General features: G+C 48.5%; 25 protein-coding genes and 1 other annotated feature. Of the genes, 10 read left to right on the top strand and 15 right to left on the bottom strand.

The window, feature by feature from the left end:
- Positions 1-90 precede the first annotated feature (90 nt).
- Both AC4EHJ_RS14270 and AC4EHJ_RS14275 read left to right on the top strand, forming a co-directional pair.
- On the top strand, positions 91-738 hold the full coding sequence (locus AC4EHJ_RS14270; protein WP_490976295.1) for an SDR family oxidoreductase: 648 nt from the start codon (positions 91-93) through the stop codon (positions 736-738).
- Positions 739-831: 93 nt separating this feature from the next.
- Positions 832-1212 (top strand): nucleotide excision repair endonuclease, encoded by a 381-nt coding sequence (locus AC4EHJ_RS14275; RefSeq protein ID WP_135503431.1) that lies wholly within the window; start codon positions 832-834, stop codon positions 1210-1212.
- Between the two features lie 64 nt (positions 1213-1276).
- Here the strand turns inward: AC4EHJ_RS14275 and AC4EHJ_RS14280 are convergent, their stop codons facing one another.
- Positions 1277-1699: a GNAT family N-acetyltransferase gene (locus AC4EHJ_RS14280; protein WP_490976296.1), complete on the bottom strand. Its 423-nt coding sequence runs from the start codon at positions 1697-1699 to the stop codon at positions 1277-1279.
- 121 nt (positions 1700-1820) lie between these two features.
- On the opposite strand from AC4EHJ_RS14280, the gene AC4EHJ_RS14285 reads away from it, so the two are divergent.
- On the top strand, positions 1821-2675 hold the full coding sequence (locus AC4EHJ_RS14285) for a dimethylarginine dimethylaminohydrolase family protein (RefSeq protein WP_490976297.1): 855 nt from the start codon (positions 1821-1823) through the stop codon (positions 2673-2675).
- Between the two features lie 42 nt (positions 2676-2717).
- Here the strand turns inward: AC4EHJ_RS14285 and AC4EHJ_RS14290 are convergent, their stop codons facing one another.
- Positions 2718-3308, bottom strand: a complete 591-nt coding sequence (locus tag AC4EHJ_RS14290) for an anthranilate synthase component II (protein WP_490976298.1) — start codon at positions 3306-3308, stop codon at positions 2718-2720.
- Positions 3305-4645, bottom strand: coding sequence for an anthranilate synthase component I (gene trpE / locus AC4EHJ_RS14295; protein WP_490976299.1), 1341 nt, complete (start codon positions 4643-4645; stop codon positions 3305-3307). The genes AC4EHJ_RS14290 and trpE overlap by 4 nt, the downstream gene beginning before the upstream one ends.
- 71 nt (positions 4646-4716) lie before the next feature.
- Positions 4717-4929, bottom strand: a binding site (T-box leader).
- A 208-nt stretch (positions 4930-5137) separates the two neighbouring features.
- Between trpE and AC4EHJ_RS14300 the strand changes: the two genes are divergently transcribed.
- From AC4EHJ_RS14300 to AC4EHJ_RS14310, 3 genes are read left to right on the top strand one after another with little or no spacing between them, the layout of a single operon-like run.
- Positions 5138-6403 (top strand): ABC transporter substrate-binding protein, encoded by a 1266-nt coding sequence (locus AC4EHJ_RS14300; protein WP_490976300.1) that lies wholly within the window; start codon positions 5138-5140, stop codon positions 6401-6403.
- A 4-nt stretch (positions 6404-6407) separates the two neighbouring features.
- The gene (locus AC4EHJ_RS14305; RefSeq protein ID WP_490976301.1) at positions 6408-7283 is read left to right on the top strand and encodes a carbohydrate ABC transporter permease; all 876 of its coding nucleotides are present in this window, start codon (positions 6408-6410) and stop codon (positions 7281-7283) included.
- An 18-nt stretch (positions 7284-7301) separates the two neighbouring features.
- Positions 7302-8111 (top strand): carbohydrate ABC transporter permease, encoded by an 810-nt coding sequence (locus tag AC4EHJ_RS14310; RefSeq protein WP_490976302.1) that lies wholly within the window; start codon positions 7302-7304, stop codon positions 8109-8111.
- 69 nt (positions 8112-8180) lie between these two features.
- Here AC4EHJ_RS14310 and AC4EHJ_RS14315 read toward each other — a convergent pair whose 3' ends face one another.
- The 3 genes from AC4EHJ_RS14315 to AC4EHJ_RS14325 all read right to left on the bottom strand — a co-directional run bounded on the left by AC4EHJ_RS14315 (position 8181) and on the right by AC4EHJ_RS14325 (position 9754).
- Entirely contained in the window at positions 8181-8612 is a 432-nt protein-coding gene (locus tag AC4EHJ_RS14315; RefSeq protein WP_490976303.1) for a DUF2269 family protein, read from the bottom strand.
- Between the two features lie 5 nt (positions 8613-8617).
- Positions 8618-8965 carry an ASCH domain-containing protein gene (locus AC4EHJ_RS14320; RefSeq protein ID WP_490976304.1) on the bottom strand — a complete coding sequence of 116 codons (348 nt, stop codon included), beginning with the start codon at positions 8963-8965 and terminating at the stop codon, positions 8618-8620.
- A gap of 165 nt (positions 8966-9130) precedes the next feature.
- Positions 9131-9754 carry a cell wall hydrolase gene (locus tag AC4EHJ_RS14325; RefSeq protein ID WP_490976305.1) on the bottom strand — a complete coding sequence of 208 codons (624 nt, stop codon included), beginning with the start codon at positions 9752-9754 and terminating at the stop codon, positions 9131-9133.
- 270 nt (positions 9755-10024) lie between these two features.
- Here AC4EHJ_RS14325 and AC4EHJ_RS14330 point away from each other — a divergent pair, with 270 nt between their 5' ends.
- On the top strand, positions 10025-10396 hold the full coding sequence (locus AC4EHJ_RS14330; RefSeq protein ID WP_490976306.1) for a PaaI family thioesterase: 372 nt from the start codon (positions 10025-10027) through the stop codon (positions 10394-10396).
- Between the two features lie 42 nt (positions 10397-10438).
- On the opposite strand, the gene AC4EHJ_RS14335 is transcribed toward AC4EHJ_RS14330, so the two are convergent.
- Positions 10439-10969, bottom strand: a complete 531-nt coding sequence (locus AC4EHJ_RS14335) for a dihydrofolate reductase family protein (RefSeq protein WP_490976307.1) — start codon at positions 10967-10969, stop codon at positions 10439-10441.
- A 133-nt stretch (positions 10970-11102) separates the two neighbouring features.
- Here AC4EHJ_RS14335 and AC4EHJ_RS14340 point away from each other — a divergent pair, with 133 nt between their 5' ends.
- Positions 11103-11603, top strand: a complete 501-nt coding sequence (locus AC4EHJ_RS14340; protein WP_490976308.1) for a metallophosphoesterase family protein — start codon at positions 11103-11105, stop codon at positions 11601-11603.
- Positions 11604-11637: 34 nt separating this feature from the next.
- Here the strand turns inward: AC4EHJ_RS14340 and AC4EHJ_RS14345 are convergent, their stop codons facing one another.
- Complete coding sequence (locus tag AC4EHJ_RS14345; RefSeq protein WP_490976309.1) at positions 11638-12492, bottom strand: GAF domain-containing protein; 855 nt, start codon at positions 12490-12492, stop codon at positions 11638-11640.
- Positions 12493-12673: 181 nt separating this feature from the next.
- Here AC4EHJ_RS14345 and AC4EHJ_RS14350 point away from each other — a divergent pair, with 181 nt between their 5' ends.
- A complete protein-coding gene (locus tag AC4EHJ_RS14350; RefSeq protein WP_490976310.1) occupies positions 12674-13885 on the top strand; it encodes a DUF3238 domain-containing protein in 1212 nt (403 codons plus the stop codon).
- Between the two features lie 56 nt (positions 13886-13941).
- Here AC4EHJ_RS14350 and AC4EHJ_RS14355 read toward each other — a convergent pair whose 3' ends face one another.
- The 3 genes from AC4EHJ_RS14355 to AC4EHJ_RS14365 all read right to left on the bottom strand — a co-directional run bounded on the left by AC4EHJ_RS14355 (position 13942) and on the right by AC4EHJ_RS14365 (position 15435).
- Entirely contained in the window at positions 13942-14340 is a 399-nt protein-coding gene (locus AC4EHJ_RS14355; RefSeq protein ID WP_490976311.1) for a thiol-disulfide oxidoreductase DCC family protein, read from the bottom strand.
- Between the two features lie 105 nt (positions 14341-14445).
- On the bottom strand, positions 14446-14796 hold the full coding sequence (locus tag AC4EHJ_RS14360; protein WP_490976312.1) for a nuclear transport factor 2 family protein: 351 nt from the start codon (positions 14794-14796) through the stop codon (positions 14446-14448).
- Between the two features lie 105 nt (positions 14797-14901).
- Entirely contained in the window at positions 14902-15435 is a 534-nt protein-coding gene (locus tag AC4EHJ_RS14365; protein WP_490976313.1) for a TraR/DksA C4-type zinc finger protein, read from the bottom strand.
- 322 nt (positions 15436-15757) lie between these two features.
- Between AC4EHJ_RS14365 and queF the strand changes: the two genes are divergently transcribed.
- Positions 15758-16252 (top strand): preQ(1) synthase, encoded by a 495-nt coding sequence (queF, locus tag AC4EHJ_RS14370; RefSeq protein WP_490976314.1) that lies wholly within the window; start codon positions 15758-15760, stop codon positions 16250-16252.
- A 73-nt stretch (positions 16253-16325) separates the two neighbouring features.
- Here queF and AC4EHJ_RS14375 read toward each other — a convergent pair whose 3' ends face one another.
- The 4 genes from AC4EHJ_RS14375 to AC4EHJ_RS14390 form a co-directional block, all read right to left on the bottom strand.
- A complete protein-coding gene (locus AC4EHJ_RS14375) occupies positions 16326-17171 on the bottom strand; it encodes an endonuclease/exonuclease/phosphatase family protein (RefSeq protein WP_490976315.1) in 846 nt (281 codons plus the stop codon).
- 160 nt (positions 17172-17331) lie between these two features.
- A complete protein-coding gene (locus AC4EHJ_RS14380; RefSeq protein ID WP_490976316.1) occupies positions 17332-18096 on the bottom strand; it encodes a MerR family transcriptional regulator in 765 nt (254 codons plus the stop codon).
- A 62-nt stretch (positions 18097-18158) separates the two neighbouring features.
- On the bottom strand, positions 18159-19898 hold the full coding sequence (locus AC4EHJ_RS14385; RefSeq protein ID WP_490976317.1) for an ABC transporter ATP-binding protein: 1740 nt from the start codon (positions 19896-19898) through the stop codon (positions 18159-18161).
- Positions 19899-19947: 49 nt separating this feature from the next.
- The gene (locus AC4EHJ_RS14390) at positions 19948-21159 is read right to left on the bottom strand and encodes an MFS transporter (protein ID WP_490976318.1); all 1212 of its coding nucleotides are present in this window, start codon (positions 21157-21159) and stop codon (positions 19948-19950) included.
- Between the last annotated feature and the right edge of the window lie 86 nt (positions 21160-21245).

Here is a 21245-nt window from a genome sequence, read left to right on the forward strand (position 1 = left end):
TTCACTATCCCTTCACAAAACGTCCGTTTACCTTAAGTCGTCGAGGGAATACTTCTAGAAGACACAGATTACAGAAGGAGTGGAAAATACATGAAAGTATTGGTAATTGGAGCAAACGGCCAAGTAGGCCGGCACATTGTAAAAGAACTATCCGATTCTTCGCATGAAGCCATTGCGCTTGTTCGAAAAGAAGAGCAAGCTGCGCACCTGAAGGAATTGGGAGCAGCTGACGTGGTCATCGGCGATTTGGAAAAAGATTTCAGTTCGGCATTCGACAACGCGGACGCCGTCATCTTTGCTGCAGGGTCCGGCCCTTCCACAGGAGCGGACAAAACACTTACAATCGATTTATGGGGTGCCGCGAAAGCAGCAAAATACGCAGAGGATAAGGGCGTGAAGCGCTTTGTTCAGCTCGGCTCGATGGGTTCGGCAGATCCGGATTCCGGCGGCGAAGAAATGAAGCCCTATCTGGTGGCTAAACGCACCGCAGACGATCTTCTCCAGGCAACCGGCCTGGACTACACAATCGTCCGCCCAGGTGCCCTTTCCAATGAAGAAAAAACAGCACATATTGAAGTCTCCGCTGGCGGATTCACGTCAATCGGCGACCGCTCGATTCCGCGTGCCGACGTTGCGCACATTCTCGTGGAAGTGCTGGATCGTCCCAACACATACCGGAAAACATTCGAAGTACTGCAAGGCAGCAATGAAGCAGGCGCAGAACTCGATTCCCTCTAAACATATGCCAGTACAGGCGCAGAAAAGAGCCCATGGATTTCTGCGCCTTTTTGTGGTACTATAAGCATTACGATAATAGAGGACGTGATAAGTATGATTAATATTCAACCACCAAAAGCGGATGTGACAATCACACAACGCAAACAGGAAATCATCGGCGACGAGGCTGTCGTCAAACCGCTTTACGGGTTTATCGACCTGCATGAGATTCCGCGCGACAAGGGCGGCATCATCCAGTTCTTCAACCATAGCGGCGATTTATTGTTTGTTGGGAAGGCCCGCAAACTTCGCCAGCGCGTTAAAAAGCATTTTGAAGACAGCGTATCACCATTGAAAAACCACCGCGATGAAGTTTACCGCATCACGGTATCTATCGTTGAAGACCCGATGGAGCGCGACATTTACGAAACATATTTGATCAACACCCAAAAAGCGAAATACAACGTCGACAAAGTGTTTTACCAAGAGCAATAGCATGTTTCAACCCCCAGCATCGAATCGATGCTGGGGGTTGTTTTTTTCTGTAGAAAAACTCTTCCTAGTCCGCCAGCCGCTTCTCGAAATAATGCTGGCTGTGCCCTTCTGGATGGTCATTGAGCACGCCGAACTCCCGGAATCCTTGTTTCTTGTAGAACTCCGGCGCCTGAAAACTGAAAGTATCGACTACCAGCAGCCGGTACTGGCGCTCACGGGAATATTGCTCGATGGCCTGCATCAATTGTTCGGCAATCCGCTGGCCGCGGCATTGCGGGTCCACCCATAAGAAATCGATGTGCATATGTCCCCAATACGCTGTTCCGGTTATGCCGCCGAGGATTTCACCCCCGCTGCCGCGGACAACAAACCCGATTGGCCCGCCAAGTGCACGCGCATTTTCGCCCAGCTTTTGCATATTATGCTCAATTACTTTCGAGCGGATAAAGTCCCGTTCCTCTTGCCCATTCGACTGAATGATTTCCATTTTCAATTCCCCCTGATTGCCCTTTATAGATTCCCTTCCATTATATCGCTGATTAATGTTTTAAGCTTTATTTCATTAGGGAATGGTACCTTATCAAAGAGCTTTTTGGGAGGAACCCGTTATGTCATCTCATCCAAAAGAAACCCCTTCTGCCTGGTGCAGAAGCGAATATGATCCGCTGCGCCTCGTACTGCTTTGTCCGCCTAAATACATGGAAATCAAGGAAATCATCAACGATGTGCAAAAGCGTTATCAGCAGGAGAACATAGACGTCGCAACGGCGATGTTCCAGCACCGCCAGTTTGTTGCGGCGCTGCAGGAAAACGGAGTGGAAACTGCAATGCTCGAGCCTTCTGACCATTTTCCTGAACAAGTTTTTACACGCGACATCGGGTTTACGATAGAAGATACAGTATTCATCGGTGATATGGCCGCATCTATCCGCCAAGGTGAAGAAGAAGAATTGCAGAAATGGCTGGCCAAGCGCCAGATCCGTTTCCAATCTCTTGGCAGCCACCGCGTTGAAGGCGGCGATGTCCTCATCGACCAAGATACGATTTTTGTCGGCATCAGCAGCCGAACCTCAGAAAAGGCGATTCAGGAGCTTGAACAAAAGCTTCCTTCGTTCCAGGTCATTCCTGTCCATTTTGACGAACGTTATTTACATTTGGATTGTGTCTTCAATATCTTGTCGCCGACTGAGGCGCTGATTTTTCCAGAAGCGTTGAGCAGCGAGACCGTCTCCATGCTCGCCGAACGCTACACCTTAATCCCCGTCAACCGCGAAGAACAGTTTGCGCTTGGCACGAATGTTTTGTCGATTGGCGGCCGCCGTGTTTTCAGCCAGCCGCAGAACAGCGAAGTAAACGCCCAATTGCGGCAGCACGGCTTTCACGTTATCGAAAACGATTTTTCCGAAATCATCAAATCCGGCGGTGCGTTCCGCTGCTGCACCATGCCTGTCATCCGAAAATAAATAAAAGGCGGCCCGTGAAATCTCCCGGGCCGCCTTTTTGCTTTATTGACTAGCTGTTTTTTCTGCAATCAGTGCCAAAAACGCTTTTACTAAGTCCGCACCGGCTGGTGTGCCGATTGACTCTGGATGAAATTGAAATCCGTAAACCGGATGGTTTTTATGCTTGACCGCCATGATAGAGCCGTCGTCAAGAGCGGTCGCTTGCACCTCCAGGCAGTCCGGCACCGTTTCTGCGCTCAATGCCAGCGAATGATAGCGCATCACAGGAAGCGGCTCTGGAAGACCGCTGAAGAGGCCCCTTCCGTTATGTTCAATGTCGGACACTTTTCCGTGCCTGATTGCCGGCGCCTCAGCGACTTCTCCGCCAAAAGCGGCTCCGATCAGCTGATGGCCCAGGCACACGCCTAGAATCGGTATGGAATCGCAGGCCGCATGGATAAGCCGGATCGATTCCGGCAAAGCGTCCGGGTGGCCAGGCCCGGGCGACAAGATAATCGCGGATGGCTGTTTGGCGATGATCTCTTCTGCACTGAGCACGCCATAGCGCACCACTTCGACCTCGTGGCCTGCTTCAGCCACTGCCTGATAAATGTTATAAGTAAACGAATCAAAATGATCAATCAACAAAATCATCCGAACACCTCCGTCAAGGAACGCGCTTTATGAAGCGTTTCTTCGTATTCCGATTGCGGATCCGAATCATGGACGATGCCGGCACCCGCTTGTACATGGACCTGTTCGTCTTTGACGACGAATGTGCGGATTGCGAGCGCCACATCCAAATTCCCGTTGAAACCGATATAACCGACCGCTCCGCCGTAAACGCCTCTGCGCTCCGTTTCAAATTGCTGGATCAATTGCATCGCCCGGACTTTCGGAGCTCCGGATACCGTGCCTGCAGGCAGACAGGAGACGAGTGCGTCAAGCGGATGCATCGCTTTACTGAGTTCTCCAGTGACTTCTGAAACAAGATGCATAACGTGCTGATAGCGTTCAATAGCCATGTATTTCGGAATTTTCACTGATCCGATCGCCGCTACCTTGCCGACGTCATTGCGGCTGAGGTCTACGAGCATCCTATGCTCCGCCTGCTCTTTTTCATCATTGGCCAGCTCTTCAGCAAGCGCAGCGTCTTCCGCTTCCGTACGGCCGCGTTTGCGCGTCCCTGCAATCGGGTTCGTAATCATATGGCCGCCTCGGACTGTCAGCAAGCTTTCCGGTGAAGCACCGACGACCGCATAGCCGTCGAAATCAATAAAGAATTGGTAAGGCGACGGATTCTGTTTGCGCAGCTTGCGGTATAGCTGGAAGGCATCTCCCGCGTAGGCCGCAGACAAGCGCTGCGACAGCACCACTTGAAAGATATCGCCTTTCCGGATATGCATTTTCGCCTGCTCCACCTGCTTGCGGAATGCTTCGGCGTCAATTTTCGAACTGAAAGCCAACGGCGGCTGATGCATTTCCGCTCTCTCCGTTTCCGGCTCGCGCAACTGCGCTTCAATCTCTTCGACTTTACCTTCAAATGAAATAATCGTAGCATCATGCTTTACATGGTCGAAAACGATGATTGTTTCGTAGAGCTGGAGATGGATATCGGGCATCTGCAAGCTATTCTCTACGGCTGCCTCGACCGGTTCGTAGACGCCAATTGCGTCGTAGCCGATATAGCCGAGCGCGCCTCCCGTAAACGGCAGCCCTTCGACAACTGCTTCCCGCACCGGCATCAGCCTTTTTAAAAGTTCAAGTGGTTTTCCAGTATGCAAAGTTTCCTTGCCAGACCTGAAATCCATTTCCCTCAATGTTTCCCCTTCTCCGATATAAGCCTTGGAAGGGTCTGCCCCAATGAAAGAATAGCGGCCTGTAGCCGTTGTTTTCAGCGAACTTTCCAGCAGGCATTTGCGAGGTCCTGCTAAACGGTTGAACACCGCAATCGGCGTCAATGAATCTCCTTCGATCTTTTTCATTTTCATCTCTGCTCATCTCCTCTGCTTGTCGATCTTCTTGGCTAAAACAAAAAAGCCCCCAGCAAAGGATATCCCTTGCTGAGGGCGGATTTAACCGCGGTGCCACCTCATGTCAAAGCTGAACCAGCTTTTCCTCTGACCCCAGTAACGCGGGGGAAACGGGCCTCCCTACTCCAACTTCAAGGGGCCACTCATAAGTCCATTCACATGTGCGCCCCGCCAGTTTCCACCTGACACTGGCTCTCTTTGAGAGGCTTTCACATGCTACTCTTCTTATTCGGCGATTTGCTCAACTATGCTCAACTCTGCTGTACATCGGCGGTGCCCATCCGGCACCTTCTGCCTTAATCCGTACAAAAAGGTTGACCTCATCTTATGAAATCCAGCCGATTTTGTCAACTGAAAGCAAAATAATATGATAATTCTGTTTCTGCAAGCCATTTTAAGGTAATCTAATACTAAGCGAGTCCATTAACTAAATGAGGGGGCAACAAAAAGATGAAAAAACATTGGTTTTTAGCAACCGCATTTTTAACTTTACTGCTGATCTTATCCGGATGTGCCGGAGAAAGCGGCGGGGATGGCGCCGAAAGCGGCGGAGACTCTGGCGACAAGACGAAAATCAGCTTCATTCATTGGCGCGGCGAAGATAAAGCGGTCCTTGATGAAATCATCACTGAATTTGAAAGCGCTAACCCTGACATCACGGTGGAAATGAACATCTATCCATCCGACCAATACCAAGGCACTGCCCAGCGGATGCTTGCAGACGGTGCGACAGGAGATGTCTTTACCTCATTCCCTGGCGCACAGTTCGAATCGATTCAAAGCGCCGGCCTGTTTGAAGATTTGAGCGGCGAGGAGTTCATCGCTAACTTTGATGAAAACCTTATTGCAGTCGGACAAAAAGACGGCAAGCAATACGCAGTCCCTTATCAGCTCGTTTTCAATATGCCCGTCTACAACAAAGGCATGTTCGATGAGCTAGGATTGGAACCTCCGAAAAGCTGGACAGAGTTCCAGGAGATGGCTGATACCTTGCTTGAAAATGGCATCACGCCGATTGCCTTCCCTGGCGCGGACATCGGACCGAACCAATTTATGAACAGCATGATGATGAACAATGCCCCTGATGAGGAAATTTTCGCCAAACTACAAAGTGGCGAAGAGTCTTTGACAAACGAATGGTGGGTTAAAACTCTGGAAGACTTCAAATTATTGGCTGACAAAGGCTATATTCAGGAGAATGCCTTAGGCACCAATGCAGATGCTGCAATGTCGATGGTAGCCAATGAAGAAGCTGCCATGATTGCGACTGGTTCTTACCATATGGCTTCCCTTTTGAAACTGAATCCCGACTTGCAATTGGATTTGCTGGCACCGATTACAGTAGAAGAAAGTGAAGCGGTCTACGAAGGCATCAACACTGCGACTTTCATGCTCGCAGTCAACAGCAAGTCAGAGAAGAAAGAGCAAGCGAAGAAATTTATCGAGTTTTTGAGCCAGCCTGAAGTTGCATCTAAATACGCAAACGAAACTGGCCAGCATTTGACGGTTACTGACGTCACCTACGAATCAGACGCATTGAAAAATACCGCTTATTGGATTGACGAAAAGAAAACACGATTCCAGCCGCGCTTTTTGATCACCAACGCGCAAATCGAAGCAGCCGTACTTAGCTCGATTGAAAATGTCCTGGGCGGAGAAGAACCTGCAGCTGCAGCTGAAGCTGCCCAAAAAATCGTAGACGAAAACAAGGAATGAGATTATGAGAACACCTAAATCCATCTATCTATTTTTCTTGCCTGGCCTCCTCTTATACAGCGTCTTTTTTCTGTATCCGACGGTCAGTGCATTATTCTATTCTTTCACAAATTGGGACGGCTTCAGCGATGCGTTTCAATTTGTCGGCATCGACAATTACCAGCGCGCTTTCACAGCGGATTCGATTTTCCGGAAAACCATCGGCAATAACTTGAAATTTATGTTTGTCGTTGTCATTTTCCAGACGCTTGTCGCATTGGCGTTTGCCTTAATCATGTTAAAAAATACAAAAACCACTATTTTTCTGCGTGCGTTGTATTTTTTTCCGACGATCCTGTCTTCGGTGTCTGTAGCGTTCATCTGGGCGTTCATCTACGACCCTTCCCTTGGAATCCTTAATCGCGGCCTGTCGACCATTGGCCTGGATTTCCTGGCGCAAAACTGGCTCGGAAATGCCAACATCGCCATCTACTCGCTGGCAATTACACAGGTCTGGTTCCATGCGGGCCAAATGCTCATCATTTTCGTTGCCGGCTTGCAGGCGATTCCGCAGGAAATGTATGAAGTGGCGAAAATTGAAGGGGCCAACAAATGGCAAACGTTCCGCCAAGTCACTTGGCCGTTGCTTGCACCTTCTGCAACCATTGTTGTGGCTTATACGACCATCCAGTCATTCAAAGCGTTCGATTTGGTGTTTGCAATGACCGGTGGCGGCCCCAATTATTCGACAGAAATCATCGCCACCTATATCTACGGCGTTGCGTTCGAAGGCTATCAATTCGGCTACGCCAGCGCCATTTCGGTCATTTTCATGATCATCATCGCCTTTATCACGTTTCTGCAATTCAAAGCATTGCGATCGGATCGGGTCTCTTATTAATGAAAGGAGGAAAACAGTGTGCTTTTCCGAAGGTTTTCCCTCATCGTCTATGCTTTGTTAATTTTGATCCCGTTGTTGGTCGTAATACTGACGTCAGTCAAAACTCTTCAGGAGACATTCGCCAACCCGCTTGGCTTTCCTGCGGGCGGTATCAAGTTTGATAATTATATTGCGATTTTCCAAGAACAAACGATGGCCGGTTATTTTATGAACAGTACGATTGTGACACTTTTTTCTGTCACACTGACTTTGCTTTTCGCGTCAATGATCGCTTTTGGCATCACACGGCTCAATAGCTGGATGGGCAACGTCATGTTCATCTTGTTCACGCTTGGCATGATGGTGCCTGCGCAGGTCATCATGGTGCCGCTGTATTCGCTGATGCTCGATTTCGGGCTGACGAACAGCCTGGTGGGATTGATCTTGGTCAACATCTCATCCACGCTGCCGATAGCGGTATTCATCCTCACCGGCTTTATGAAAACTTTGCCAAAGGAATTATTTGAGGCTGCCACCATTGATGGTGCGGGCAATTGGCAAATGTACACGAAAGTCGCCATTCCGCTGTCGCTGCCGTCTTTGTCGGCCACTGCCATCTTCCTGTTTGTGATGCATTGGAACGACCTGCTTTACCCCTTGCTGTTCATCACGGACAATGCGTACAAAACCCTGCCTCTCGCATTGCTCGAGTTCCAAGGCCAGTATTCGACAAACTACCCGATGCTGTTCACCGGCGTCATCATCGCTTCTGCACCGATGGTCATCGCTTACGTCTTCCTGCAGCGTTTCTTTGTTGCCGGCATGACAGCTGGAGCAGTAAAAGGCTAATCAAAGACGACAATAGAAAAAGACAATGCCTGGTGCAAATTCGCACCAGGCATTGTCTTTTTTCGCTTCTTACCAGAAAGCGGGTTTCGCCACCATCAGCCACAGCATCAATCCCAGCAAGAGAACGTAAAGCCAAATTGATCGGTTCAGCTTACGCAGCAATGCCTTGCGATCTGCGTTCGGCTCCTCGAATTTCCGCAGCACCGGCTTAAATGCCCGCGCCAGAAAGAAAATGGAACCGACCATTACAGCGAGCGTCAAGGCGATCCAGGAATCCGCCCATGCCCAGCCGCTTTGCCAGATGAGCAAGGCGCCGGTGGCCACCAGCACATGCCCGGCATGTTTGACGAGCCGTACCGCTGATCTAAAAGTGGCAATCTGCGATTTTAGGACAACCTCTTCCACGCCCTCCATCCGCTTCACCAGCGGAAGCAACACAAAAAACGGACCAATCGATAAAATCGCACTGAATATGTGGAGATATAAAATCACGGTATACATATTATCTATTTCTGTATCTCTTTAAATTCATGGACCCAGACGCCCATTTCAGGAAGCCACGGCATCCCCGGGTGGAATTTCAAAATCGATTGCTTGTAACCCTCAACGCTATCAAAGCCTTCTTGGCGCGCTTTCTCCTCGTTCAAATCTCCAAGTGTTTCCGCATATACCCGCTCTACGGTGAATTCGCGCCCTTCCAGCACCATCACTTCTCCGATGTCTGCGTAGCGGCCATTGCGCCGCGTAGCTGTTTTCAAGCCAGCCAGCACTTTTTGCACATCTTTTTCATTTGTTACTAAACGTTCAATGGTGCAGGTTTTTGGCGGCAGCCCGCCTTTTGTATGATCAGCCATCTTTTATTCCACCTTCCATTCGTTCTGTCTCCATTATATACGTTCCAACCATGCAAAAGTCATTCCCACACAGAACATCCCTTGTGTCAGAATGAAAAAGCATAAAAAAGCCACCGGTTTTCCCGGCAGCTTGCCAGCTGGAACTTCCAGCCCTTCTACTTTTTATTAATTTGCAAAGTAATGCTTGCCGATTTTCTTAATGACCGAACGTGAATAAATCCATGAATCTGTAACACCGGCAGGGTTGTAATAATACGTCGCGCCGCCTGACGGATCTGATCCCAACATCGCAGCCCGCGCCGCTTTATAAGCTGTTGAGTTCGGGTTCATTCGATATTGGCCATCGCTCACTGCGGTAAACGCATTAGGCTGAAAAATGACATTGTATGTAGAGTTCGGGAACTTACTTGAAGACACGCGGTTCAAAACAACAGCTGCCACAGCCACTTGGCCGGTATAGCTTTCCCCACGCGCTTCTCCGTAGACAGTACGCGCCAACATCTCCACTTCTTTCATTTCACTGCGTGTCATCGGGCCGGTAAAGCCGGTCGCCGGAACGCCAAAATCACGTTGAAAACGAATGACCGCGTTTTTAGTAATGGAACCGTAGTACCCGGTCGGATTAGTATCGAAATAACCAAGTTTCTTCAACTGGCTTTGCAAGGCAGACACTTCATGGCCGCTGACCCCCGTATGCAAATCGGGTGCATGGGCTTGCGCGTCCGTTTGAGAAAAGCTTAAAAAGAATAAAGTCATTGATAAAAATGCAATCTTCTTGAAAATCTTCATGTTTTTGCTCCCTTCTATTTAGGGAATAGTTAGACAATCCCTTCCATTCAGTATAAAGATTGACAGTAAAGGAAGAAACCCGACAGACCTACTTGATTTCAAACATATGGAACGTTCTAAAGTCGTATGCTTTCTTGGAAAGGGACAATTTTCCATCATTTTTGCAATATTTATATGAGAAAAGCCTTAAGTGAGGCTTTATTAAAAAGGAATCCCTTAGCTTTAAAGCGAATACCTTATCACACACGAATGTCCCAAGGAGGTAATGCCATGTTCATTCCACAGCCTTTTGATGAATTCCTTGAAGTGAAATACGAACGGATCACCGACACGAGCGTTAAATTGACGTTGCCCATAAAGCCGGTTTTTACTGCCAGTTCCGGATTCATACACGGCGGCATCATTTCTACGCTCGCTGACGCAGCGCTCCGCAACGCCGTTTCGCCCGATGAAAACGGCCGGCCGAAAGTCGTCGCCATCGATTTGAATGTAACGTTTTTAAAGAAATCAAAATCCGGGACCCTGATCGCGCGCGCATTTGCCGTAAAAGAAGGTGCGAACCTCACACACGCAGACTGCATTATCCACGATGACCACGACCACGTCATCGCAAAAGCGAAAGCGATTTTGTTTAATCAATAAAAAGATCCGAAAGCGCGATGCTTTCGGATTTTCAGTAATGCATTATTTCCTTATAAGGTGCAGCTGGGCGAATTGGCCAGTTTGTTTTGCGCTCAATAACGTAAACTCCGTCTCCATGTCCATCGGCTGAAACAGCGGAATGCCGTCTCCGATTAGCACCGGGGCATACGAGATGATCAGTTCATCGATAAGCCGCTCTTTCAGAAAAGCGTGCAGCAATTGGCTGCCGCCAATGACCCAGATGCCTTTTCCGGGTTCTTTCCGGAGCCGCTCCACAAAATCGGGAATCGCTTCATCGGTAAAAGTGACATGCTCATCAGCGCCAGATGCCGATTTGGAAAATACATATGATTTTTTATCGGGATACGGATACTTGCCGTTCTCATGTTCCATCACCCAATCATACGTGCGGCGCCCCATAACGACAGTATCAATCGTTTCCATATAGTCGGCATACCCTGCGTCCCCGTCCATTTCCACTTTGAACAGCCAGTCCAATGAATCACTTTTTGTCGCAATAAAACCGTCCAGGCTTGCCGCAATGTAACAGCTGACTTTCCGCTTACTTGTCATCTCGTTGCCTCCTTATTTTTGTTCAATTTCAATCACCTGCTTCTATTTTGCCGTTTTCCTTTTTTATAATCAATGGCTTCCGCTTTGCTCTTTTGGTAAAGTGTAAGAAATCCACTCTGAGGGAGGCTCTCACATGAAAAAGATTGTCATTGTATCGGATACGCACATTCCCATCCGCGCTAAAAAGCTGCCGCAGGTGTTGGTTGCTGAATGCCAAAAGGCTGACTTCATCATTCATGCCGGAGACTGGCAGACGATGGATGTCTTTTACGAATTATCGGCCTACGCGGAAACGGACGGAGTCACTGGCAATGTCGACCCTTGGGACATTCTCGACAGGTTCGGCAAGAAGAAGATTTTCGAGATTGAAGGCTTAAAAATTGGCGTTATCCACGGCGACGGCATTCGCAATACGACGGAACAGCGGGCGTTTGAAGCATTCGCTGACGACAATGTCGACATCATCGTATTCGGCCATTCCCATATCCCCGTTATGCGCGATGCAGGCGGCGTGACGCTTTTCAATCCCGGTTCCCCTACGGACAAGCGGCGCCAGCCCCAGTACTCGTTCGGTCTGCTGGAAATCAGCGACTCCTGGCAACTCCGCCATGTATTTTTTGACAAAGAACAATAAAAAAAGTGGATTGGGCGATGCCCGATCCACTTTTTTATTGTTCTTTTCTTTTCAGCACGAAGCCGAGCTTGCTTAACGCGGTTTCAAGATTCGCTTCAATGATCTCACCTTTTAAAGCCTCTGCGAAATGTGGCACTTTTAATGCCATGAATGGCTGTATGCCGGTAATGACCGGTGTGACACCTATGATTTTCAACGCACTGACAAGCATCAGTAAATACTTGCCCACTTCCGAGTTGAGTTGTGTGACGCCAGAAACATCTATGATCAAATAATCCATTTCTACGCCGCATTTCTCCAGCACATCCTCAATAATCGCCTGTGCACGCCGTGGCGTGATATGCCCGATTACTGGCAGGATGGAGACGCCTTTCGTAACAGGCACAAGCGGAGAGGAAAGCGACTGGATTTGTTCGTTTGCTTTCTCGAGCTCCAATACATACGTCAAAAGCGCTGACATCATTTCAAACGCTTGCTGATGTTCTTCTGTAAAGTCGAAGGGCTGGTTATCCAGTCCGCAAATCGTGCCATAGATGTCGCCATTTTCATAATAAACCGGAATTCCCATGAAAGAGCCGTTATTGAATTGCGAAGCGATCTTGAGCTTTCCAGCATCTCCGCTTTTTGAGATATCGTCAATCTTCAATGGCTCATCGCCATAATTGACGCTCAGGCTGCAAAAAGTCTGTTCAAAAGGCGTGGAGCTGCCTTCTTGCACCAACTCTTCTCTGGTGTTGACCGCTTTGATGATTTTATTGGTGATGCCGTCGTTTTTCGCAATAAATAAGGTATTGATGTTCATTTGCTTGCTGAGCATATGCAAGATGTGTTCAGCAGCCTCGTCAAAATTCTGGAAGCTCCTCAGCTTTTTCATATCTTTCAAAGACATTTTCTCTTCCTCCTTCATGAGGCCGGCACCCGTCTACCGTCTTAGATTCTTTTTTTAAACATACTATTTGTTTCTGTGCTTTGCAAATTCATGCAGGGCGCTTCAGACATCCAAAGAAAAGGTTCAGGAGTTTCCACAAGCGGGTATAGCCTAACATACCCTTTTAAAGGAGCTGAAGCGGATGAATGCGAAAGAAGATAGCTTGGAAATCGAATTGCTGCATCAGACAGATTCAATCATCGAGTTTAAATGGACCCATACCGGCGACACCTGCAAAGTGAAAAGAGATGCTGAAACGATATACAGCGGCACAGGCAATTCTTTTCAGGACACTGGCTTGGAGTCGGGTGAACTTTACACGTACACAATCGAACGGCTCGATGCGTCTGGGACCGCCAAAGAACGGATCAAAATGCGGACCTCTACCGAAAACCGGTCTGAGGACTGCAACAACCTCCTCGAGCGGGCCGCCGTCACTGCCATTGTTTCCAGCTCGAAAATTTCATTGGCCTGGAGTGCCATTGAAGGGCTTGAGGAATTCGAAATTTATCGGGATGGACAATTGATCGGCACTGCCGAAAAAAACCAATTCTCCGATTACAGTGCTTCGAAAGAAATCGGGCATACGTATCAGGTAAGAGCCAAACGGCCTCTTGAAAAATCCGAATCCACTTTCAGTAAAGAAAAATCCCTGGCTGCCCATGTTTTCGGCTTGCTCAATATAAAGTCTTCACAAGATGAAGCGGCCATGGAAAAGTTCGGTATTACCTTTGAATTAGCCTCTGCCGATTATCTCTTATCGGGTTCACCGACAACGGATGTCGAAGACCAGAACCTTAAATGGGATTTCCGCTATAGCACATTCTTGCCTGATGACTTTTTGCTCAATCCCAATCTATTGTCATTCAACCGCTATTTTTCAGGTGACGATCGAGGGTTTGACGCCGATTCTTCCCATTACCGGACGCAAGTGAACTTCAATATCGACTTGAAGGAAAGCGACGCTGCCATCAAATTCACTAAAGACGTCGGCATCAGTATCGCTTATGATTGGCGCAAGAAATTCCGGAAAGCCGATGTGGCTTCTGCTGATGATGTCTACTTGGAAACAGTGGAAGAAGATGAACGGAACGTTACAGTGCAATTGCATCATAGTGTCGGCAACCCGCTGACCCCTTCCCCAAATATCGACTATGACGTTGCGGCAAGGTTTTACAGGGACAGCCATTACGATATTGCCGGCATGCACGATCAGGCGCCGAACCACGAAGTTTATTTGCGTACTGGTGCCGAAAGCAGCTGGAAGGAAATTCACCAAGCGGAAAGCAAAGGCCTTGCATGGATGTCCGACGCAATTGCCAGCCAGTACTGGCGCATATTCAATTTTCATTGAAAATAATTGTAAAAGGCAAAAAAAGAGCCGGAAGCGCAATGCGCCTCGGCTCTTTGTCATTTGTCCAAGAATCGTTTGCGGATATGAGGCGGCGGCAGCATGCAGCTGTCAAGCTTGCCGAATACTTTATAACGGTTTTTTGCAATCACATCATACGCTGCGTCTCCAATGAAACGCGGGAACGGCTTCAAGTAATAAGCGAGTTTCCAAAGGCCCGTCAAATGATTGGAAATCATTAATGCACCTTCCGATTTTACAAAAGCTTGCCCGTTTTTGATCAGCACCAAGCTATCTACGTCAGCTGGCACATCGTGCTTTCTGCTGAGCTCTTTGCCGATATCGCTTTGCAGTGAAGCAAATTGATAATATCCTGCAGGGTCATGATTTATGATGAACTGGACGCTGGAGTCGCAAAAATTGCAATCTCCATCGAATAAAATAATCGCATGTTCCATTATTATTTCCTCCTTCATTAAAAAAGCCATATACATGGCTGAAACGGTTTGTCCGATTTCAACCTACATAGCTATTAAATAACCTCTTTTGCCCCTGCTCAAACACTAATGGCCTGCCACAGTCCCTTGATTGAAGAATAGTCTCCAGCCTAACGCCCTCTTTTTCCAGACCGAACTGCGCAGTGTTTCGCGCCCACTCTGTTCATTGACAATCTTATAAGTCGTCAACACCGCTTCCGGTCCAAGTTCGTGCAGCTGGAAATCGGAGATTGTTAATGGGTCCGTTGACAAAGCATGGTCACGTTCGATATCGGCACGGTAGATCATGTATCCGGAACTGCCGATTTCAAAAAATTCATCATCCAGCACCGCGCCGATTTTCTCTTTGGAACTCCGCACTTCAGGCTTGAGGTGGCTGCATTCAAGACGGTAAATCTGTTGTTTTAACTCTTCCATTCGGACACTTCCTTTAACGGTATTTCTTTAACTTTAGGCAACTGCCTGCCCCCAGTCAATAAGGCGATAAAAAAATATCCCCGCTTCTGTAAGCGGGGATATGACTTATTGTTTTTTCTCGTCATCGTAGAATTCGTCCATGTGTTTGCCCGGCTGGTCTTGTGGGCCGTCAGAAGAGCCGAAATCTTCGACATCCTCGAAACTGTCTTCGTAATCGCGCAGCCGGCTGTCGTCTTTTTTGGCTGGCCGGGAAGTCGAACTGCCTAGGGCATCTTCTTCAGGCGGCCGTGTCGTCAAATCCGGATTCTGATGAGCATGCTCAATGCACGTCAATGCTGTCGGCAAAGCTTCTAGCCGTTCGAACGGAATGTCTTTTCCGCATACTGAACACTTTCCGTAAGTCCCGGTTTGTATTGCGGCAAGCGCGTCATATGTTTCATCCAGTTCTTCTTGTTTAAACTGATTGATTGCCATTCCGCGTTCCTGGTCGAAAAGGTCCGTTGCATTGTCTGCCGGATGGTTATCGTAATTGGAAAGCTCTGTACGCTCGAATTCCTCTTTATGTTCGATGCGCCCTTCAAGCCGTTCTTTCTGTTCGATCAATATTGCCTGCATTTGTTTAAGTTGTTTGTCTGTCATGGTTATTCCTCCTCAAAAAACTGCTTGTTCTGTATATTGCCTTTTTCAGCAAAATCAAACCTGGCGGGGTTTTCAGCGCTGGCGATTCGCGATTTCAAGCTCTGTGCTGAAAAATGAATTTGACAGCGTTCTGAAAGTCTTTTACTATGAGTGAAGCTATTGAAAATTCATAAGCCGGCAACGGGAGAGGTTCATAGCATTTCACCCTCTATAAAAAACTATGGATCGACGAATTCAGCCGCCTTCAGACGCAACCGGCTTTTTCCTCTTCCTTATTTTATAGGCCTCTCTCAAGCCCACACACTTGAAGGAGGCCTTTTATATGGCAGGACGCAACGAAGAAACATTGGACCACCTAGAACTTCTCGGCAATCAAAACACGAAATACAAATTCGAGTATGACCCGGATATCCTTGAAGCGATCGATAATCTGCATACCCGCGATTATTTCGTAAAATTCAATTGCCCGGAATTCACATCGCTATGCCCGCAGACAGGACAGCCTGATTTTGCGACAATTTACTTGAGCTTTATCCCTGATAAAAAATTGGTGGAAAGCAAATCGCTGAAACTGTATTTATTCAGCTTCCGCAACCACGGCGACTTCCATGAAGATGTCGTCAACATCATCATGAATGACTTGATCAAACTGCTCGATCCCCGCTATATCGAAGTATGGGGCAAATTCACGCCACGCGGCGGCTTATCGATTGACCCTTATACGAATTACGGAAAACCAGGCACCAAATACGAAGAAATGGCTTCATACCGCATGATGAACCACGACATGAATCCTGAAACAATCACTAACCGATAATAAAAAAATCGCCAGCATGGTGCTCATGCTGGCGATTTTTCGTATAAATTTCCGGTAGGGGCTTATTCGCTTTTCACCAAATTTTTTGTGGAGCCAATTTTGCCGGTTGTTTGGTACCGACTTTTGCGGGCACCAAGAGAAAATCGGCTACGATCGGCAAATGGTCCGACACATCGGTATGCATGACTGCACTTTGGATTACTTCTAGTTGTGAGCATGAGAAAATATAATCAATCCGCGTCGCTGGGTTAAAGATTTCCCCGGTTTCTACATTTTTATAAGGGGCAGGATACGTGTAGGCATTCCCTCTTTTCATCTTCAAAAAAGCGTCCGAATAAGGACCGTTGAGTTTTTGGATATGGGGATGCTGCGGCGGCGCATTGAAATCACCTAGCACAATGCGCGGCAAATGGCGCTTGCCTGAAATATTCAGCAGTTCTCCGATGTTTACTTTAAGCTCTTCCTCTTTCAATGCAAGGTGCGTATTGAAGACATGGATATGCTTGCCTTTCACTTCCACAACCGCTTCGAGGATTCCGCGCTGCTCATTTGTGCCGAAATCACTTTTGACAGGTGTCAGGGAATGATTTTCCGAGTATTTGATCGGGTATTTGCTAAGAATGGCATTGCCGTATTGGCGGCGCGGCTGGTCGGCTAAAGCTGATTCGATGTCTAAGTTCGCTCCGAATGCGGCATGCATCCCAAGCCTTTCGCTGAGCCAATCCACTTGGTCCATAAACGAGCTGCGGTCCGAGAAGAACCGGTCCACTTCCTGCAATCCAATAACGTGGGCACATGAATCTTCTATGACCGATGCTGTTTTTTCCAAATCCACAATGCCGTCCATACCCAAGCCATGAGCAATATTGAATGACATGACTTTAACCGAAATATTCGCTTCCATTCTTCCTGCGTGCATACAAACATCTCCTTTAGAATCAAGCAATTCACTGGCAAGCACCCGAGTTAAAGTTATTGTAGCAGGCTATTGTTGCGTGTTAATATCGCACATGTTAAGGATTGTAAAGAATATGTAAAAAGGCAGCTCCGGGAAAACCGGAACTGCCTTTTGCGTTTGTTTATTGCTGAAATCCGACATACACATGAATGGCATCCCGCAGGAATTCGGCTGCTCCCGGACGGACCTTCTCATAATAGGCCGAAAAACGCGGATCGTCGGTATACATCTGCGCAAGCCCTGCATGCGCTCTTTTGCTGTAGGATGGCCAAGTGAAGTCCAGCCATTCTTTATGCAGTGCTGCCGCTTCCTGCGCAGCTGCGCTTGAGGCATCGCCCGTCTCCATTGCTTCCGCAAGTTTTGCCAGCAACCTCTTTTCAATATGCATAAAGTCACTGTACTGCGCTTCGCTCATATTGAACATTTTGGCATTTGATTGGTCAACGATATCATCGCCGTATGTCTCTCGCACTTCCTTGCCATAGCGTTGCTCATTGTCTTCAATCAGCTCTTTCTTGAAGCCTTCGAATTTTTCGCTGTCGCTCATGCTAATCGTCCCCTCCTTTGCGGAAATTGTCTTTTCCACATTATTAATCAGGCGGTCGAGCTGCGTGCGCTGCTCAAGGAGCTGGCGGCGATGCGCTTGCAAAGCTGAGGTCCCGTCGAATGCCGCATTGTTGACGATTTCTTTGATGCTTCCGAGATCCAGTCCAAGCGCCCGGTAAAAAAGAATTTGCTGAAGCTTATCCACTTCGTTGCGGCCATAGATTCGGTAGCCGGCGGAATTTTTCCGTGCCGGCTCGAGCAATCCGATTTCATCGTAATAGCGCAATGTCCTCGTACTGACACCCGCTATATGCGCGAGCTTTTGAATCGTGTACTCCATACGCCCACCTCCTGATGCATCTACTTTACACCTTGCCGTTGCGTCAAGGTCAAGCGGGAATTTCAGGTCAATTGTTGCTCTGCGAATTCCCTGTAGAGCGCATGCGATGCGGCCAATTCCTCGTGTGTGCCGGTTCCAGTGACGCGCCCTTTTTCAATAAAGACAATCTTGTCCGCGTCAACGATCGTCGACAAGCGATGGGCAATGACGAATGTCGTGCGCCCTTCCATCAAACGGCTAAGCGCCTGCTGGACAATGCCTTCTGACTGGCTGTCGAGGCTCGCTGTCGCTTCATCCATCATGAGGATTTTAGGATCCCGCAAAAAGGCGCGCGCAATGGCGATCCGTTGGCGCTGGCCGCCTGATAATTTGACGCCCCTTTCACCGACTTGGGTATCGAGCCCGTCCGGGAATTCATTGATAAAGCCTTCCGCATAAGCCATGCGCGAAACACGCCATAACTCTTCGTCTGGAATCTCTTCAGCCTCGGACAGGCCATACGTCAGATTCGCGCGTATGGTGCCGCCCATCATGGCGCTTTCCTGCGATACGTAACCAATCTGGCTGCGCCAGGCATCCAGGGATATACTGCTGATTCCGACGCCGCCGATGGTGATTTCACCGGATGCCGGTTCGTAATAGCGTTCCAGCAAACTGAACACCGTTGTTTTGCCGCCGCCGCTCGGCCCCGCAAAAGCGATCATTTCTCCCGGCTGTGCTTCAAAAGAAATATCCGCCAGCACCGGTTCTCCAGTTTCATAAGCAAAACTGACGTTGTCGGCGCGCAAAGTTTTTCCGGCAATGTCCATTTGGGTGCCGGCTTGCGCTTCTTCAAGCGGCACCGCCAAAATTCCGATGATACGTTCCGTTGCGCCTTTCGCTTTTTGCAATTCCGTAAAGAAACGGGCAAACGTAGCGAGCGGCACAATGATTTGGAACAAATACAGAAGGAACGCGACAAGCGACCCTGTCGACATTGAACCTTCTGCTACACGGATACCTCCGTAGCCCAAAATCATGACAATGACCAGCATGACAGCCAAATACATGAGCGGCGCAATCAATGCATAAATTTTCGCTTCTTTCATGCCAATATCGTATAAGCCTGTAATTCCACGAAGGCCTTTCTTTTCTTCGACTTGTTCAGCTGTCGATGATTTCATTAAACGGATTTCACTTAAAGTTTGCTGGACATGCCCGGTGAACTGCGCCGTTTCATCCTGCAGGCTGCGCGAAATCTTCGCCATGCGCCGGCCAAGCGGAATCATGATCGCTACTGTCAGCGGCACTGATACCATCATCAAAAGAGTCATTTTCCAGTCCAGAACCGCTAAGATAATTACAGCACCAATAATGGAAATGATCCCCGTAACAAATTGCGGGAAATGATCGGTAATCAGATTCCGCACAATGCCGGTATCATTGACCACCCGGCTCACCGTCTCGCCACTCGATTGCTGATCGAAATAGCTGACGCGCAAACGAATCAAATGGACCCACATGCGCTCCCGCAATCCTGCGACGATGCGCTGGCCCACTTTGCTCAACAGATAAATTGAGACGCCGTTAATGATGGCCTGCAGGATAAACGCTGCACCGATACCTACCATCAGCGGCATACTCAACGAATCGAGCGAGAAGCCATCCACCAAGTCTTTCGTCAATAACGGCACGGCTAATCCGACAAGCGTCGTCACCAAACTTGCGGCAAGCCCGAAGGACAGAGCAGCTTTTGGAATTTTCAACGACATCAACAATGCCAAAAACGGTTTTAAGCCAATTGCTTCCTCTTTTTCTTTCATCCATTAAAACTCCATTCCATCCTTTTAATCCTTAACGATTCTCCCCCTGTTAAGCAGCGGAGACTTTCCGGTCTTTCGGCAACGCCATTCCGACCAGCCCAATAATCGGCAAAAATGACACAACGACCATCGTCTCATAAATTCCGATGGCATCCATCAACATCCCGATAGCTACACCGCCAATCGCACCCATGCCGAAAGCCAGCCCGACCGTCAGCCCTGACATCGTTCCGATCTTGCTGGGCACCAGTTCTTGTGCATAAACGACCGTTACCGAGAAGCTAAGCATAATGAAAAATCCGATAAACGCCAGCAGCATAACCACAAACCCCAACGTAACGTATGGCAATGCAAGTGCAAGCGGAATCGGCACCAATAGTGATAAGACGATGACATTCTTACGCCCAATGCGGTCCGCCAATGGCCCTCCAAAAAAGGTCCCTGCCGCTCCCAATGCCAGGAACAGGAATATGTAAAGTTGGCCCTTCTGAATCGTCAGCCCATATTCTTCTATCAAATGGAAAATATAAAAGCTTGTTATATTCGTGACATAGAACGAACGCGCAAAAATGATGACCAGCAGCAGTGCCAATGCGATGCCAACCTGCTTTTTCGACAGCTCCGGCAATGACGACAACAGCACTTTCCTGCCATTGCCTGCCCGTTCACGCGCCAGCTCAGCTTTGTACCACATTGAAATGCGCGAAAGGATGAAAATCCCAAGCGCCGCAACAAAAAGAAATAACGCCGCTCCTTGCTGGCCGAGCGGCACCAAGATAAATGCACTGATCAACGGCGCCAATGCCTGCCCCGAGTTGCCGCCCACCTGGTAAATCGATTGCGACAAACCGCGGCGATGCCCCGCCGCCATAAACGAAACGCGGGATCCTTCCGGATGGAAAACCGCGGATCCCAAGCCCAGGAACATCACTGACACCACAATCATCCAATATTCCGGTGCGAATGCCAGTCCTGCCATGCCTAGAAACGAACTTGCCATACCGAACGGCAGCGCGAAAGGCATCGGTTTTTTATCGCTGATAAACCCGACGACCGGCTGCAGCACGGACGCGACAATATTGAGCGCAAACGCAATCATCCCGAGTTGCGTGAAGGTCAGGCCCAGATCTGCCTCCAGAATTGGAAACATCGCCGGGATGACCGCCTGAAGCGAATCATTTAAAAGATGGCATGCCCCCATCGCGAACATGACAGGGTATACTGGATTCCCCACCACTGGGGATGTCGCTATTTTAGCCATCAGCCTGCCTCCCATCCAAAATCCTAATCACTTCCATTATAGAATATTTCTCCACACGAAGACATTTACAGCATTGAGCTTTTTTC

It is taken from the genome of Planococcus sp. TJ-301, from assembly GCF_058268475.1.